Here is a 15,743-nt window from a genome sequence, read left to right as displayed (position 1 = left end):
AAGAGCATAGAAGCTTTATTTATTTCTAAACTGCCAGTACGGCAGTGTCAGAAGTTTAAATAACGAAGAGGGATTAGTAAATCGGTATCATAAGCAGCTTTATATAGGTAAGCAAAGCAGCATTATTTAGGAGTTGATTTGTGTAGGTGCGCCTCATAAACTTAACGCATTCAATAGCCCTTCTTATAAAGCAGTTAATGCGATGAAGCTTAAACAGATGCTGTGTGTTCTATGCCTGTTAACAAGTGCGGTGTTATGGATCAAACCGATTGCAATCCGGAATAATTTTTATGGGCAAGCGCCAGGGATGCAAATTTCTGGCTCAATATTCACTATTAATATCGGCAGTTAAACGATAGCAGGGAGTGAAAATGACACGAAATGGACCGACCGATTTTATCGTTCAGTACATAGCGGGGCGATGGCAGAAGAGGCTTGACGCTTTCGATAAAGACATGGCTAAGCGTTCAGCTGCTGCGGGAGAAAGTGAACGCGCTCAATTGCAGGTGGAATTATTACAGCAGCGCCGCGAACTGGAATTACGCTATGAAACCCGCGCCTGGCTAACGGATGCGGCAAAGCGCGCCGGACAAATCAGCCTTGTTACCCATGCAGCCAAATACACACACGGTGACTCGAAAAGCAGCAGCATTTTTAGCATGGCTACGGCAAACGACGGCTATCTTGCTACGGCGACGCTCGCTAAACCTGCTGCCGATGCGGTCGGTAACGCAGCGGCGCTGGACGTGGCTAAGCTCCTGCAAACCGAAATCGACGGTGATTCGCTGCTTGCCTGCTTGCAACGCGGCGATAACAGCGTGCTGGCTGAACTGGCGGAAAACGATGCACAACTGGCGCAGTGGGTGGAAGGATTTTCCCGCGCGTTAACCACTAAACAACCCACATCTCACAAGCTTGCAAAGCAGGTCTATGTTCCTGTGGAAGATGGCTATCATCTGCTTAGCCCACTATTTTCCTCGTCTTTAGCGCAGGCGCTGCATGACCGTATGACGGCGCTGCGTTTTAGTGAGGAAAGCAAAGCCGTCTGGGCTGCCCGTAAAAATAGCGAGTGGCATGCGCAGCCGCTGGTAATGTTTCCGAATCTGGCAGTAATAAATTTTGGTGGTACAAAACCGCAGAATATTTCGGCGTTAAACAGCGGCCGTGGCGGGCGCGTATGGCTATTACCGTCGACAGCCCCGCTTTGGGAAACTCTGCAAAAGCCGCCGTTGAAGATGAAAACAATTTTTGGCCAGGGGCCGTTTGAGCGCACTACACGCCAGATTCGCCGTCGTCTGATTCATCTGCTTATCAGTACCGGTAACACGAAGAATTACCGGATCCGCCAGCAACGTAATCGCTATACCGACGAGCTTATCGACTTGTTATTTAACCTTGCGGCAGATATCCAGCGCGAGGAGTGGGGCGGATGGACTCGTGATGAAAATTGCCAGTTTAAAGCGCATCAACAACTGTGGCTCGATCCGTGGCGAACGCAAAGCGATGAAGCATTCCGGGCGGAACGCGATAAAGACGACTGGCAAGACGCCGTTGCGGATGATTTTGCGCTGTGGCTGAACGGCCATCTGCATCGGGCCGATATGGCTGTCGGGCAGACGGAGCGGCGCGAGTGGCAAACCCGGCCCCTTTTCCAGCGCCGACTGCGTGAAATGGAACAGGCTATAAGGAGCTACCGCCATGAGTAATATCGTTATTTTACCGTGGCTGACGGTTGAAAATGCCAATGCCGTTGCAGGGCTAACCTGGGGATTTCCTGCCATCACCCATTTTTTAGGCTATACCCACGCTTTATCCCGCAAACTTCAGGCATCCCACGGGCTGCGGCTGGAAGGCTGCGCCGTGATATGTCATCACCACCAGGTTCACGCTCACTCATCCGGACGCGACTATCAGTTTGCTCTTACCCGTAACCCGCTAACACGCGAAGGCAAAACCGCATCGTTTAATGAAGAGGGGCGTATGCACCTCACCGTTTCGCTGATTCTGGAATGCGAGGGCGAGATAGCTAACGGCGAGATTGGTATGCGCGAGCTGGCAAAGCACATACAAACGCTCTGTCAGACGCAAAAGCTGGCGGGTGGAAGCATCACCGGGCTTCGCAACGTGCAGGTCCGTAGCGCCTCAAAGATCAAATCCTTGCTCTATGGTCTGATGCCCGGCTTTGTTCTGGTGGATCGTTCATCCTTACTTGACGAACATTATCAGCAGCTTAGACGGCTTAATCCAGAAGCCGAAATGATGGACGCGTGGCTCGATTTTGCAGCATTAAAGATGGTGGCCGAAGGCGGCGAAAAAGCAGGTGATGCCGCCACCTGGAGCTATCAGGGGAAACCCTTCCCTGGCTACCTGGTTCCGTTGATGACGGGCTGGCAGCGTATTTCCCCACTTTATGCACCCGGCAGCGTAACCCATTCGCGCGATGAAGAGACGCCGTTCTGCTTTGCCGAGGCCGTTTATGGTGTTGGCGAGTGGCGCGGTGCGCATCGTATTAAAGATTTGACTGAACTGTTCTGGCGTTACCACAACACTGCATCTGGTTATTACTGTCGCGGACAAGCGTTGACTGATGACGAATCGGATGAAGACGAAGACCCACGTAACTTTGATGATTTTTAAGGGACGAAAAAATGGCTAAAGCAACGACGATTAAAACCGCATCGGTACTGGCATTTGAACGTAAGCTGGCGAATTCGGACGCGGTAATGTTTTCTGGAAACTGGCAGGGCGATAGCTGGCAGCCGGTGCGCATTCAGGAAAAAGCGGTGCGCGGTACTATCTCCAACCGCCTCAAAAATGCACTGGTCAGCGACCCGGCAAAACTGGATGCTGAAATCCAGAAAGCCAACCTGCAACGTGTGGATATGGCCGCGCTTCCGGCAGATGCCGATACTTTAAAAATGACCTTTACGCTGCGCGTGCTGGGTAATCTGGCAACGCCCTCAGTCTGTAACGATAAGACGTATCAGAATGCCTTACAGGAAACCATCGAAGGTTATATAGCCGAACATGGTTTCGGTGAACTGGCGCTGCGCTATGCCACTAACCTCGCGAACGGGCGTTTTTTATGGCGTAACCGCGTTGGGGCGGAACATATTCAGGTGATCGTTACTAAGAAAGACAACGGAAATGAGAAGAACAACAAGACGTGGACATTTAACGCTCACGACTTCTCTTTGCGTAATTTTGAAAAACGTGACAACGCCATTCAGGAACTTGCCGCCGAGATGGAAAAGGGGTTGAAGGGCGATACCTTTGTGCTGCTGAATGTGGAAGCGTTTGTGCGTCTGGGCGAAGGGCAGGAAGTCTTCCCGTCGCAGGAACTGGTGCTGGATAGCAACAGTAGTAAAAGCAAAGTGCTTTATCAGGTAAACGACGTGGCGGCGCTGCACTCGCAAAAGGTTGGCAACGCGCTGCGTACCATTGATACATGGCATCCGCAGGTTGAGTCGCTGGGGGCTATTGCGGTGGAACCGTATGGTTCGGTCACCAGCCGGGGTATCGCCTGCCGTCAGCCAAAAGATAAAATGGATTTCTATACGCTTCTGGATAACTGGGTGACCAAAGGTGACAAACCTGCGGCTGAGCAGCAGCATTACGTTATGGCGGTCTTGATCCGCGGCGGCGTGTTTGGTGAGAAATCTGAATAAGGAGCAGCGGATGGATAGCTATCAGGACATTCGAGTTCTGCCGGACCCGGAGTTTCAGGAGTCTATGCTGATGGCGGCGCTGTTTGCCAAACTTCACAGGGCGCTGGGCGGCAGAAAAAAAGGAGATATCGGCGTCAGTTTTCCTGAACATAACCGCTCTCCCGGCGGCGTGCTCCGTTTGCACGGTAAACAAACTGCGCTAAAGGAACTGGAAGCGACCGGCTGGCGCGCAGGGTTGAACGATTACTGTACTGCCTCATCCGTGTTACCCGTTCCGGCAATTAAAGGCTGGCGCAAAGTTACTCGTGTTCAGGTAAAAAGCAGCCCTGAACGACTGCTGCGCCGCTCGGTACGCAAAGGGTGGATAACGGAAGAAGAAGCGCAGCATCGGCTGAGCGCAATGCAGGAAAAGCGTAGCAAACTGCCTTTTATCCAGTTGAAAAGCCTTTCCAATGGACAGGCATTTCGCCTGTTTATTCATCATAGTGACTTGCAAGAACAGCAAATCAGCGGCAACTTCAGTAATTACGGCTTTAGCGACGGGGCTACCATCCCCTGGTTTTAATCTGATGCCGGGTGAAAGTCTCGCCCGGCTAATCACTCTGACAATCCAGTAAAAACTGCATCATTTCAGTGCCTTCTTTCGAGATATAGAACTGCACCATTTTTTCATTGAATTCCTGCGCACGGGCAGCCGGAATGCTGATTGCCCGAAAACCATGGCTCATAAGCCAGCCGTTCATCATGTGACGGCTGGTGCGTTTGTTGCCATCAAAAAAGAACTGTTGCAGCGCACCAAAAAGGAACGTTGCCAGGGCTCCTTCTACCGGCGGCAGTGTTTTAATGTGGGCCACGCCCTCAGCGAAAACTCGATTCAACTCCACCGCACCAGGAAGCGTAGGCAGGGGTTTATAAAGACCAGCCTCACCCAAATGTACGTTAGGAGTATATTGCGTTTGTTCACCTTCTCCGCGTAATACTCCCCATTCCAGCGCTTCATTACGGGCAATAATGGTGTGTAGCAGAGTGAAAGTCTCTTTATTCAGATCAAACCGACCGCTGGTGACAAGTTCCAGTAATTTCTTGTTGCTGTCTGCCAGATTTAATACTTGCTCAGTATCAGAGACCTTACGACCTCCGATGGTCACGCCATCAAGCAGCGTTTTAACTTCTACGTAAGTGTAAGGGTTACCCTCAAGCGCTGAGGCATCCCAGACAAAAGCGGTGAACTGTTGTTTATAAATTGCGACGGCCATTTTAATGCCAACAGGTTGAACAGCCGGAAGCGAGGCTGCGTTCCAGGTGAATCCTAACTTGCTCATTTTGTTAACCTATCCTGACCGGTATCCGTTTACGATATTGAATAAACGTGCATAGTGACGATGTGCTCATTCTGGCATATTTAGTGTCATGAGCAATCCAGTTAATTATGGAATACGTCTCTGGCTCGGCCTGTTGATAAAATCTTAATTTGGCGATTAGTATAATTTATTGATTTTATTAGATATAACCTATGCGGTCTGAAAAAGAGTATTTGAGTGTGGAATAGACATTAGGCGCCTTGCATCAATCGGTTAGGCGTGTAAATTTTCTGTACACTGCCGCACAGGCAGCTTAGAAATTTACGAACCGCGTACCGAGCTTAATCAGTATGTGCACTGCCGCACGCACAGCCTGCAATAATAAAAAAGATGACGAGCCATTGCGATTCTACAGGCAATATCTTCATTGCCTTGCAGAGCGTAGATTACGCGCCATCTTCTTTTATTTTTTGCAGAACTACAGCCCCTCGCTGCTTTCTTTCTTCGCCTCTAATGCTTCAACCTCACGATACCAGCGCGGATGGTGTTTCTGCGCCCAGCGGCGGCTCACTTTACCGACAATCATGCCTTTAATTGAGCCTTTCACCCAGAACGCCATATACATATGGATAAGGATGGCGTGGATCAAAATGATTGCCGTTGTTGCGTGGATAAGCAGGCTGTACCGCACGACTTTGATGGGGAAGAAGTCTGCGAAATAAGGCCGCCAGATGATAACGCCGGTCACCAGCAGCACGAAAATCATGCTCATGATGGTCCAGAACATCATTTTCTGCCCGGCGTTGTATTTGCCGACCTTTGCCACTTTATGCTCGTTGCCTTTGAGTACCTCAACGATGCCTTTTACCCACGGAATGTCGTGTTTATCAGGAATGTTGTGATGTACAAAGCGAGTGAACATAAACATCAGCGCCACGAAAATCAGCACGCCGAAGAAGGGGTGCAGAATACGGCCCATCTGCGGCGTACCGAAGGTTTCCGTCAGCCATTGCAGCGTCGGAAAGAACAGCGCGATGCCGGAGAGCGACACCAGGAAGAAGCAAATCACTACCGTCCAGTGACAGGCGCGGTCGATAAACTTTGTCCTGACAATCATCCTGCCCTTCTTAGTCATGATGTTCCTCCTCGTTTTCATCTACCTCCTCGTTTGGCCCGACGCCGATATAGTGGAAAATCAGCCCGGCGAAGGTCGCGATAAAACCTGCCGCCGACAGCGGTTTGAGCAAGCCTTTCCACAGGTTGACCGGCGTATCGATTTGCGGGTTTTTTGGCAGACTATGGTAAAGCTCCGGCTGGTCAGCATGGTGCAGAACATACATCACGTGCGTACCGCCAACGCCCTGCGGGTTGTAGACGCCCGCATGCTGGTAGCCGCGTTTTTGCAGCTTCATCACGCGCTCGTCCGCCACTTCCAGCATCTCCTTTTTGGTACCAAAGTGAATGGCACCGGTCGGACAGGTTTTCACACAGGCTGGCTCCTGGCCGACGCTTACGCGATCCACACACAGCGTGCATTTGTAGACGCGGTTGTCGTCTTTGTTCAGGCGCGGAATATTGAACGGGCACCCGGCGATACAGTATCCGCAGCCAATACAATGTTCCGACTGAAAATCAACGATGCCGTTGGCGTACTGAATAATGGCTCCGGCGGACGGACAGGCCTTCAGGCAGCCCGGGTCCGCGCAGTGCATGCAGCCATCTTTGCGGATAAGCCACTCCAGCTTGCCGTTCTGCTGCGTTTCCGAAAAACGCATCAGCGTCCAGGATTTGGCGCTCAGATCGGCGGGGTTATCGTAAACCCCGACGCAGTGACCCACCTCATCGCGAATATCGTTCCATTCGGAGCAGGCGACCTGACAGGCTTTACAGCCAATACAGCTCGACACATCAATCAGTTTCGCGACCTCTTCCTTGTAGTCGCGGGCCTGCGGCGGAGGCGTAAAGCTGTTAGTAGCCGAACGCTTGATAATATCCTGAGATTGCATGGACATGAGTTCGCTCCTTACGCCTTCTCAATATTGACCAGAAACGCCTTGTACTCCGGCGTTTGCGAGTTGGCGTCGCCGACGGACGGGGTGAGGGTGTTGGCGAGATAACCCTTACGCGCCGTGCCTTCAAAGCCCCAGTGCAGCGGTATCCCGATGGTTTCCACTTCCTGTCCGCCCGCATTCAGCGTACGTAGACGTGGCGTTACCACCGCGACGGCACGGATAAAGCCGCGTTTGCTGCTAACCTTTACGTGGTCGCCATTAGCAATCCCTTTTGTTTCCGCCAGCTTTTCGCTGATTTCCACGAACTGTTCCGGCTGCGCGATGGCGTTAAGCCGCGAATGCTTGGTCCAGGTATGGAAGTGCTCGGTCAGGCGATACGTCGTGCCTACATACGGGAACTGCTCGCGTTTGCCTATGCGTCTGGCGTCGGCTTCATACAGACGCGCTGCCGGGTTAGAGACCACGTTCGGGTGCAGCGGATTGGTGCCCAGCGGCGTTTCAAACGGCTCGTAGTGTTCCGGGAACGGCCCTTCGGCCATTTTATCGATGGCAAACAGACGGCCCAGGCCTTCAGGCTGCATGATAAACGGCCCGACGCCGCTGCCCGGCGGCGCGGTGTTGTAGTCGGGAATATCGTTGCCGACCCATTTCGCCCCGTTCCATTTAATCAACATGCGTTTCTCATCCCAGGGTTTACCCTGCGGGTCAGCGGAAGCGCGGTTGTAAATGATGCGGCGGTTGAGCGGCCATGCCCAGGCCCAGCCCAGCGTATTGCCAAGCCCTGACGGATCGCTGTTGTCACGGTTCGCCATCTGGTTGCCTTTTGCCGTCCAGCTACCGGCGTAGATCCAGCAGGCGGATGCGGTTGAACCGTCGTCACGTAGCAGCGCGAAGGAGTCCAGCAGCTGCCCTTTTTTCGCCAGCAGGTTTCCGGCCGGGTCATAGAGATCTTCGAGGGCGTAGCCGTTGTTCTCCTTCGCCACTTCTTCGGACTCCGGATGATCCGGCCGATCGTAGTGCCAGCCCATCTTCAGCAGCGGCTCGGCGCCTTTCCCGCCTTCCGTGCGATACAGCTCGCGCATGCGGTGGTACAGGCCGGCCAGAATTTCACCGTCGTTACGCGCTTCGCCCGGCGCATCAGCACCTTTCCAGTGCCACTGTAACCAGCGTCCGGAGTTGGCAATAGAGCCGTCTTCTTCAGCAAAACAGGTGGACGGCAGGCGGAACACTTCGGTCTGAATGCTCGCCGTGTCGACATCGTTCATCTCGCCGTGGTTCTGCCAGAAGTTGGAGGTTTCGGTCACTAACGGATCGATAACCAGCAGATACTTCAGCTTGCTCAGGCTCGCGACGACCTTGTTTTTATCCGGGAAGGAGGCAACCGGGTTAAAGCCCTGGCAGATATAGCCGGTGACTTTATTGCGGTCCATCATGTCGAAGTATTTCAGCACGTCGTACGTCTGATCCCACTTCGGCAGCCAGTCAAAGCCCCAGTTATTCTCCCGCGTCGCGGCATCGCCGTAGAACGCTTTCATCAGGCTGACGAAGAACTTTGGATAGTTGCCCCAGTAGTTCACCTGGCCTGGCAGCGTGGCCTTCGGCGTGTTGGCCGCCAGATAGGTTTCAAGGCTGGTGTGCTTCTCAGACGGCAGGGTCAGATACCCCGGCAGGCTGGTGGAAAGCAGACCCAGATCGGTCAGCCCCTGGATATTGGAGTGTCCACGCAGGGCGTTGACGCCGCCGCCCGCCATGCCCATATTGCCGAGCAGCAGCTGGATCATCGCCATGGTACGGATGTTCTGTGCGCCCACGGTGTGTTGCGTCCAGCCCAGCGCGTAGAGGAAGGTTGTCGTCCGGTCGGCAGCGCTTGTGGAAGCCAGCACTTCGCAGACTTTCAGGAAGTCCGCCTGCGGGGTGCCGCAGATATGCTCGACCATATCCGGTGTATAGCGGGAAACGTGTTCTTTGAGCAGGTTCCATACGCAGCGCGGATGCGCCAGCGTGTCGTCGCGTTTTGCATAGCCGTTTTCATCGAACTGATAGTTCCAGCTCGTTTTGTCGTACTGACGTTTTTCTTCGTCGTAGCCGCTGAACAGGCCGTCATCAAAGCTAAAGTCATCGCGCACCAGCAGGGCTGCGTTGGTGTAGCTTCTGACGTATTCGGCGTTAATTTTGTTGTTGGAAAGCAGGTACAGGATCACGCCCGACAGGAAAGTAATGTCGGTGCCGGAGCGGATCGGCGCGTAAATATCCGCCACCGAAGCGGTGCGGGTAAAGCGCGGATCGACCACAATCAGCGTGGCGTCGTTGTTGTTTTTGGCTTCTATCGCCCAGCGGAAACCCACCGGATGCGCTTCAGCGGCGTTGCCGCCCATCACCATCACAACGTTGGCGTTTTTGATATCAACCCAGTGGTTGGTCATCGCACCGCGACCAAATGTTGGAGCAAGACTTGCTACCGTTGGTCCGTGTCAGACGCGCGCCTGGTTATCCACTGCCAGCATGCCCAGCGAGCGGGCAAATTTCTGCGTGAGCATTCCGGTTTCGTTGCTGGCGGCCGAAGCGCACAGCATGCCGGTAGAAAGCCAGCGGTTCACCGTAACGTTTTGCTCGTTTTTCTCAACGAAATTCGCGTCGCGGTCATCTTTCATCAGGCGGGCGATGCGCTCAAAGGCGTCCTGCCAGCTGATGCGCCGCCATTTATCTGAGCCCGGCGCGCGATATTCCGGATAGCGCAGGCGGTTATCGCTGTGGATATAATCCAGCAGGCCTGCGCCTTTCGGGCAGAGCGCGCCACGGCTGACCGGATGATCCGGATCCCCTTCAATATGGAAAATGCTGGCTTTGGCGTTCTTCGCGCCGTCGCCCAGGCTGTACATTAATAATCCACATCCTACGGAACAGTAAGTACAGGTATTGCGAGTTTCTTTCGCGCGCAGCAGCTTATAGTTGCGCACCTCCGCAAGCGCGGCGGTTGGGGTAAAGCCCAACATCGCCGCGGTGGTCCCTGCCATTCCGCCGGCACAGATTTTAAAAAATTTTCTGCGGCTGACGTCCATCTAAACCTCATTGTCATGACGTATTAACGATGGCGAAAATAGCAACTGGGATACGAGGTATATTGAGTAAAATCAATTCGCTATTGATTGGGTAGGTAAACACCTCTTAATGAGTAGATAAGATGGATATTTAATAACCACTTTTGATGCGTGGATTTACTGGCGCGGGTTACGGGCAGTTTTCCCAAACGATTTATGCTGCATAAAAAATGATATTGCTACGATTGCGGAGCAAAACCATAAAAAGGAAGAAGGGATGAAAAGCAGAACGTTTCTTTATTTAGTGATCTTTTCCACGGTGATGATTTTTGGCCTCTGGTCATGGGCCTGGTATGTGGGCGCAGAGCCGGTGAAAATAAAAGCGATAACCAACCAGCCGCTGGCCGATATGTTCAGCAGTGTGAATGCGCTTTTCGCGGGTCTGGCGCTGTGCGGGGTGATCCTGACGGTATTCCTGCAACTCCATGAATTACAGGAAACCAAAAGCGAGCTGGCTAAAACGGCGGAGGCAAACCGGGCTTCAGCGGAGCATGCAAAAGAGAGTGCGGTGGTGAGTTTATTCCAGACTTACTGTAGCGAATATTTCCAGGGCGTGAAGAATGCCTCGATGAATGTGTTGATTCCGGCGATGGCGAGCCGTGACTATTTTGAATTTATCGTTTCACGTTTTTATGTCGCAGGGCAAAAAGATCTGCATGACGATGCCTGGCCACGTATTTCTTTGGTGACCCGCTATAAAAACCTTGCTGAATTCAGGCTGGGTGAACAAAACGATCGCTATAAGCTTGATGAGCTAATCAATTTCTTTTCTATTCTGGCTCACCAGAATAACGCTACGGACGTTATCGGGCGCTGTGATTTTTCCTGGGCCTGGTGGCGGCCAATGTTCTGGATGATTGCTATCGCCCAGCAAAAACGTTACGCGGAAAACGAAGCGGTGCGAAAATATGCGACCAAGCCGCAATTTATTGCGGCAGTACGTAAAATTGATGAGGCCTATCAGCTTGCACCGATAAGCTCGGCTACAGATCTTGTCGAACTGATTGCCGGGCATCCGAAGCTGAATGCCGCCTATAAGCTCGATCCGGCACATAAAGATGCGGCGCTCTGGTCATTCAATGCCAAATGAGATTTTTATCCCGGCATTATTATGCCGGGTGAATAACCTCTGGATTTACTTCTCAGCCCAGACCGTACAGTGTTCCCGCACCAGTTCCGTCAGTAAACCGCCTCCGGCGATGAAGTCACGCATTTGCGCGGTGTCGCTGACGTTGTTGCGAACCGAGTCGTGAATCGCTTCCAGCGCGCTTTCTCCGCGGAGTTCTGCTGCGTAAGGTGCGAGCGTGTCGAGCAAGGGCAAAAGATCTTCGGCAATAGTGCGTTGTTCCCCGGTTCGTACATCCGTCAGCGTGCCTTCAAGCCCGTAACGACAGGCCTGGAAACGGTTGAAACGGTAGAGCAGGTAATCTTCGGAACGCGGAACGAACGGACGTTCGCTTAGCAGCCAGTGCGAAAGGGCCTGAATAAATCCGGCAATATTTATCGCCCGGGTGATGGTCAGCGGGGTGTCCATGACCCGCACTTCGACGGTGCCAAATTTTGGACTGGGACGAATATCCCAGTGCAGATCTTTTACCGACTGGATAATGCCGCTGGTTTCGAGGCGTTGATACATCCAGGTAAATTCTTGCCAGTTGCCGACAAAGGGCGCGTGGCCGTTATCCGGAAAAGCGGAAAAAATATTCAGTCGCGAAGAGGCCCAGGCGGTATCTGAACCCTGGATATAAGGTGAAGAGGCGGCAAGGGCAATAAAGTGCGGCACAAAGCGCGACAGGCCGTGCAGCAAATAGATAGCGTCCTCTTCGTTTTTACAGCCCACATGAACATGTTGCCCAAATACCGTGGCCTGCTTCATCAGATAGCCGAATTGTTCAAGGGTACGGCTATAGCGTTCGTTCTGGCACACTTCCTGACGCTGCCATTTCTGCCAGGGATGCGTACCGCCGCCGCAAATCGCCAGATGATGATTATCGGCCGCCTGCAATACCCGATGGCGCAAATCCGTCAGCTGCGTTCTTGCTTCTTCCACGTCTTTGCACACGTCCGTGGCAATCTCAAGCATGCTTTCGGTAATGTCGTGCTTTACGTCGCCTGCGCTTACACGGCCTTTGAGATCCTTAATCAGCAGCGAGGAACCCTGGCTCAAATCATAGGTGGGCGGATTAACAATCTGCATTTCCAGTTCAATGCCGAGCGTGTAAGGGTCAGAGTGCTCAAAATCGGTCAGTGGCATAGCGCTATCCCATTGTGTCAGTTGATTTCCTGAGATAAGTATAGACAGCGGCAGAATATTTCAGCGCAGCGTTGCCCGCTATTGCTCACCTGAAAAACAACGCTTACCCTCGCTCAACCGAAAACCACCTGCGCCAGACAAAGCGAATCACAAAATACTCAATCACGCCTAACAGCAGGAACCACACGCAGAAGATAATGGTGTAAAGCTGGTTAAGATCGAGCAGGTGAAAAGTCTCTAACAGCTTTTGCGCAAGCGTCAGGGTAAGCAGGGGAGCGGGAAGCAGCAGGCAGGATAAGAAAGCCAGCAGCAGAATGCCGCCCGCGCTCATCAGGGATTCGAGGGGATGTTTCATGTCGTGTATCCGGAGTTATGAAGCCAGCGTTAAAGACGGGCATTGTCCGGGAAATGGTGCTGAGGTGCAAACCAGTTAAGGCTTTGCCCGTGCGGGTTTGCTACGGATAAGCAAAGGAAAACTAATGTAGCGTTAGCACAATAACTGCACTGCTACTCCGCAGCTGAACTCGGTAAACTGACAGAAAGGCTTTTCTGAGTTCAGCTGCCGTTGGACGGATTAGCCGATTTTTCAATCTACTTTTTCGTTGCCCGCTACCGAATAGGTCACCTGCTGATTACGCGTCCGCATAAATTCTTCAAGCGGTACACCGCGCATAGCAGCATAAATATCCAGATTCGAGCCACCGGTTACCGCACCTAGCTTTTCCAGCAGGAAAAAACTCGCGCCATACTGAATCAGGCTGCGCCAGTCACGGTCGCGCACCATAGAACATTCCTGTTCGGTGAGTTTTGCTTCAACAAACATCGCCTCCTGTTCACGACGAAAACGCTCGCGCGGACCGGGCTGAATCAACTGATGCAGGAAACGGTTCAGCCTTAGCGCTTCAAGGCTGCGCGCCTGGGTAAAGGGATACGAACCAGACAGCTTTTCAATTCCCGCCAGCTGGCTGGCCATTTTTTGCCGGTGGCGCTTCGTGGTATCAACCGGCAACGCGCCTGCCTGGTTCTCCAGAATCAACGTCGCGATCCCGGTCATTGAAGGCAAATAATAGGCCTGATGTTTCTTCACCACATTCGCCGACAGCGCACCGCGCATCACCAGCCACATAATTTCTTCTGCCCCTTCCACGCCGCTGAGTTCCGCATATTCCGCTATGGTCATCTCGGTTAGTTTTTCCGGATCGTTAACGATAAGATCCATAAACTGCTGGTCCCATTCGACGTTATTAAAGCCGCAGCGTTCACCGTGTACCTGGTGCGATAATCCGCCTGTCGCCACAATCGCTACATTAATGTCTTCGGGGTAACTTTCGATGGCGCGACGTAGCGCCTGGCCCAGCCTGAAGCAGCGACGAGCCGACGGAATAGGGAACTGCAATACGCCGACCTGTAACGGAATAACCTTTGTTGGCCAGTCTGGTTTAAACGGCATCAATGCCGAAAGCGGGGAAAACAAGCCATGATCGAGCGGCTTATCCATAAAAAATGACATATCGAACTCATCGCTCATCAGGCTGGTGCCGATATGGCGTGACAGCGCCGCATCACCTTTCACCGGCGGTAGGCCACGCGGGCCGCCACCTTCGTCAGCTACGTGATACTGATGATCAATACCGAGTGAAAATGCCGAATAGTGATCGAAGAAAAATGAGGTTACGTGATCGTTAAAGATATAAACCAGCGCGTCAGGTTTCTTTTCGGCAAGCCACTGCTGCATGGGCGCAAAGCTTTCAAAAATCGGTCTCCACGCGCCTTCATTTTGCTTATCGTTATCGACCGCAAAGCCGATGGTAGGGGTATGAGAAACGGCCAGGCCGCCAATAATCTTCGCCATAACGGTAGCTCCACTTAGCGGTTATTTAAAGTTTGCGATAGCGCTGGAATTTCACTGAGTCCCGCACCTTTTACTTTCATAGTTAGTTGAACCTTCCGGTGTAAAACAATACTTATTGCGGCGAGTAAGGCGGGCAGGGAAAGTATAAAGAAAATAGCCGACTGGCCTGGGAAGATCCCCATCAGCAGTCCGCCCAACGATGAGCTTATAATGGCACCGATGCGGCCAATACCGTGCATCCAGCTTACGCCGGTGGCGCGAATTTCCGTTGGATAATAGGCGGGAGAGTAGACCTGCAGGCCGTTTTGCGCGCCATTAATACACATACCGGTGACAAAAATAATAATCCCCAGCGCTACGCCGCTCAGGCCAAGCGCCCCTTGCATAACCAGACATGCGCAGCCGATTAAATATGTCACGCCAATAACCCATTTTGCGTGCAGTCTGTCCATTAATGCGCCCACGATAATGCCGCCCAGCGGGCCGCCAAGCTGGAACAATCCGGCAATGATGGCGGCTTGCTGCAGTGAAATACCACCGGAACGCATAATAGTCGGCAGCCATCCGTTTAGCAGATAAATGACGAACAGCCCCATAAAATAGGTCAGCCACAGGATAATGGTGCCGCGCGCAAAGCCGTGGCGAAACAGCTCGGCAATGGTGCTGTTTCGCTTCACGCCGGGAGAGTTAAGGATAAACGCGCTGTCGCTGCCGAAGTTTCCGCCCATACGATTTAGCAGCGCGGCTATCTGCGCACGCGGCGCTTTGCGAACCACCAGGTTGAGAGCCGATTCTGGTAACAGCCAGGCTATAAACGGCAGCATCAGCAGCGGCAGCACGCCGCCAAAAATCAGCACCGCAGGCCATTGATAATGCGCCAGCAGCCCGGCGGCGATAAATCCGCCAAGTCCTGAACCGATATTAAAGCCGCTGAACATCAGCGTAATCATCACGCCCTTACGACGTTCCGGCATGTATTCTGCAATCAGCGTTACGCAGTTGGGCATTACCGCCCCTAACCCTAAACCAGCCATAAAACGCAGCAGCGTCATCTGAACGGGCGTAGTAGCAAAGGCACAGGCGAGGCTGAATGCGGAGAAGGTTAACACCGACAGTAAAATGACCCGTTTACGACCGTAACGATCGGATATCGGGCCGGAGATAAGCGCCCCCATCGCCACGCCAAACATCGCCGCGCCAAGGATCGGCCCCATTGCCGAGCGGCTCATACCCCAGTGGTCAATCAGCGCGGGCGCGATGAAACCCATTACCGCAGCATCATAGCCATCAAGCATGATAATAATCAGGCACAGCGCCAGTATGCGCCACTGAAAAGCTGAAATGGGTCGGGAATCGATCCACGTTTTCACATTAACCAGGTTGTTTGCAGTCATCGGGTACGCTCTCTAGTTTTGCCGCCTGCGGCAGCTATCGTTGTGGTGAGAGGAAGGTAACAATCCAGAAACAAGTTAAGTGGGGCGGGGGATGGTGTCTGTCAAAAAAGGCTTTTAGAGGTATGAGTTAGATTTATATTGTGATGTATTTAACAATGAAAAAA

13 protein-coding genes are annotated in these 15,743 nt (G+C 52.7%); 5 read left to right on the top strand and 8 right to left on the bottom strand.

Annotated features, from left to right (window positions below):
* The first annotated feature begins 371 nt into the window (after window positions 1–371).
* From csy1 to cas6f, 4 genes are read left to right on the top strand one after another with little or no spacing between them, the layout of a single operon-like run.
* Window positions 372–1,706, top strand: a complete 1,335-nt coding sequence (gene csy1 / locus E2L00_RS07975) for a type I-F CRISPR-associated protein Csy1 (RefSeq protein WP_167609409.1) — start codon at window positions 372–374, stop codon at window positions 1,704–1,706.
* Window positions 1,699–2,637 (top strand): type I-F CRISPR-associated protein Csy2, encoded by a 939-nt coding sequence (csy2, locus tag E2L00_RS07970; RefSeq protein WP_167609406.1) that lies wholly within the window; start codon window positions 1,699–1,701, stop codon window positions 2,635–2,637. The genes csy1 and csy2 overlap by 8 nt, the downstream gene beginning before the upstream one ends.
* A gap of 11 nt (window positions 2,638–2,648) precedes the next feature.
* Window positions 2,649–3,668, top strand: coding sequence for a type I-F CRISPR-associated protein Csy3 (gene csy3, locus E2L00_RS07965; protein ID WP_167609404.1), 1,020 nt, complete (start codon window positions 2,649–2,651; stop codon window positions 3,666–3,668).
* Between the two features lie 10 nt (window positions 3,669–3,678).
* On the top strand, window positions 3,679–4,233 hold the full coding sequence (cas6f, locus tag E2L00_RS07960) for a type I-F CRISPR-associated endoribonuclease Cas6/Csy4 (RefSeq protein ID WP_167609401.1): 555 nt from the start codon (window positions 3,679–3,681) through the stop codon (window positions 4,231–4,233).
* 28 nt (window positions 4,234–4,261) lie between these two features.
* Here cas6f and E2L00_RS07955 read toward each other — a convergent pair whose 3' ends face one another.
* The 4 genes from E2L00_RS07955 to fdnG form a co-directional block, all read right to left on the bottom strand.
* The gene (locus tag E2L00_RS07955; RefSeq protein WP_236127691.1) at window positions 4,262–4,924 is read right to left on the bottom strand and encodes a Fic family protein; all 663 of its coding nucleotides are present in this window, start codon (window positions 4,922–4,924) and stop codon (window positions 4,262–4,264) included.
* Between the two features lie 523 nt (window positions 4,925–5,447).
* Window positions 5,448–6,104: a formate dehydrogenase-N subunit gamma gene (gene fdnI / locus E2L00_RS07950; protein ID WP_167609395.1), complete on the bottom strand. Its 657-nt coding sequence runs from the start codon at window positions 6,102–6,104 to the stop codon at window positions 5,448–5,450.
* Entirely contained in the window at window positions 6,097–6,981 is an 885-nt protein-coding gene (gene fdxH, locus E2L00_RS07945) for a formate dehydrogenase subunit beta (protein ID WP_167609393.1), read from the bottom strand. Before fdxH ends, fdnI begins: the two co-directional genes overlap by 8 nt.
* 11 nt (window positions 6,982–6,992) lie before the next feature.
* A complete protein-coding gene (gene fdnG / locus E2L00_RS07940; protein ID WP_167609390.1) occupies window positions 6,993–10,040 on the bottom strand; it encodes a formate dehydrogenase-N subunit alpha in 3,048 nt (1,015 codons plus the stop codon).
* Window positions 10,041–10,296: 256 nt separating this feature from the next.
* On the opposite strand from fdnG, the gene E2L00_RS07935 reads away from it, so the two are divergent.
* The gene (locus E2L00_RS07935; protein WP_167609387.1) at window positions 10,297–11,169 is read left to right on the top strand and encodes a hypothetical protein; all 873 of its coding nucleotides are present in this window, start codon (window positions 10,297–10,299) and stop codon (window positions 11,167–11,169) included.
* 45 nt (window positions 11,170–11,214) lie between these two features.
* Here the strand turns inward: E2L00_RS07935 and E2L00_RS07930 are convergent, their stop codons facing one another.
* The 4 genes from E2L00_RS07930 to E2L00_RS07915 all read right to left on the bottom strand — a co-directional run bounded on the left by E2L00_RS07930 (window position 11,215) and on the right by E2L00_RS07915 (window position 15,579).
* Window positions 11,215–12,333: a YbdK family carboxylate-amine ligase gene (locus tag E2L00_RS07930; protein ID WP_167609384.1), complete on the bottom strand. Its 1,119-nt coding sequence runs from the start codon at window positions 12,331–12,333 to the stop codon at window positions 11,215–11,217.
* A 103-nt stretch (window positions 12,334–12,436) separates the two neighbouring features.
* On the bottom strand, window positions 12,437–12,688 hold the full coding sequence (locus E2L00_RS07925) for a DUF1158 domain-containing protein (RefSeq protein WP_167609381.1): 252 nt from the start codon (window positions 12,686–12,688) through the stop codon (window positions 12,437–12,439).
* Window positions 12,689–12,919: 231 nt separating this feature from the next.
* The gene (locus E2L00_RS07920) at window positions 12,920–14,185 is read right to left on the bottom strand and encodes a gallate dioxygenase (RefSeq protein WP_167609378.1); all 1,266 of its coding nucleotides are present in this window, start codon (window positions 14,183–14,185) and stop codon (window positions 12,920–12,922) included.
* Between the two features lie 14 nt (window positions 14,186–14,199).
* Complete coding sequence (locus E2L00_RS07915) at window positions 14,200–15,579, bottom strand: MFS transporter (protein WP_167609375.1); 1,380 nt, start codon at window positions 15,577–15,579, stop codon at window positions 14,200–14,202.
* Window positions 15,580–15,743: the final 164 nt, after the last annotated feature.

The organism is Cedecea colo, assembly GCF_011808225.1.
GTDB classification, from domain to species: Bacteria; Pseudomonadota; Gammaproteobacteria; order Enterobacterales; family Enterobacteriaceae; genus Dryocola; species Dryocola colo.
Note: the sequence above shows the minus strand (reverse complement) of the source record. Positions and strands in the feature narration are given on the sequence as shown.

Coding starts and splice junctions, on each gene's coding strand:
- fdnI (WP_167609395.1), bottom strand. CDS start 6,104: ATGACTAAGAAGGGCAGGATGATTGTCAGGACAAAGTTTATCGACCGC.
- csy1 (WP_167609409.1), top strand. CDS start 372: ATGACACGAAATGGACCGACCGATTTTATCGTTCAGTACATAGCGGGG.
- E2L00_RS07935 (WP_167609387.1), top strand. CDS start 10,297: ATGAAAAGCAGAACGTTTCTTTATTTAGTGATCTTTTCCACGGTGATG.
- E2L00_RS07930 (WP_167609384.1), bottom strand. CDS start 12,333: ATGCCACTGACCGATTTTGAGCACTCTGACCCTTACACGCTCGGCATT.
- E2L00_RS07955 (WP_236127691.1), bottom strand. CDS start 4,924: ATGGCCGTCGCAATTTATAAACAACAGTTCACCGCTTTTGTCTGGGAT.
- fdxH (WP_167609393.1), bottom strand. CDS start 6,981: ATGTCCATGCAATCTCAGGATATTATCAAGCGTTCGGCTACTAACAGC.
- cas6f (WP_167609401.1), top strand. CDS start 3,679: ATGGATAGCTATCAGGACATTCGAGTTCTGCCGGACCCGGAGTTTCAG.
- csy2 (WP_167609406.1), top strand. CDS start 1,699: ATGAGTAATATCGTTATTTTACCGTGGCTGACGGTTGAAAATGCCAAT.
- E2L00_RS07915 (WP_167609375.1), bottom strand. CDS start 15,579: ATGACTGCAAACAACCTGGTTAATGTGAAAACGTGGATCGATTCCCGA.
- E2L00_RS07925 (WP_167609381.1), bottom strand. CDS start 12,688: ATGAAACATCCCCTCGAATCCCTGATGAGCGCGGGCGGCATTCTGCTG.
- E2L00_RS07920 (WP_167609378.1), bottom strand. CDS start 14,185: ATGGCGAAGATTATTGGCGGCCTGGCCGTTTCTCATACCCCTACCATC.
- csy3 (WP_167609404.1), top strand. CDS start 2,649: ATGGCTAAAGCAACGACGATTAAAACCGCATCGGTACTGGCATTTGAA.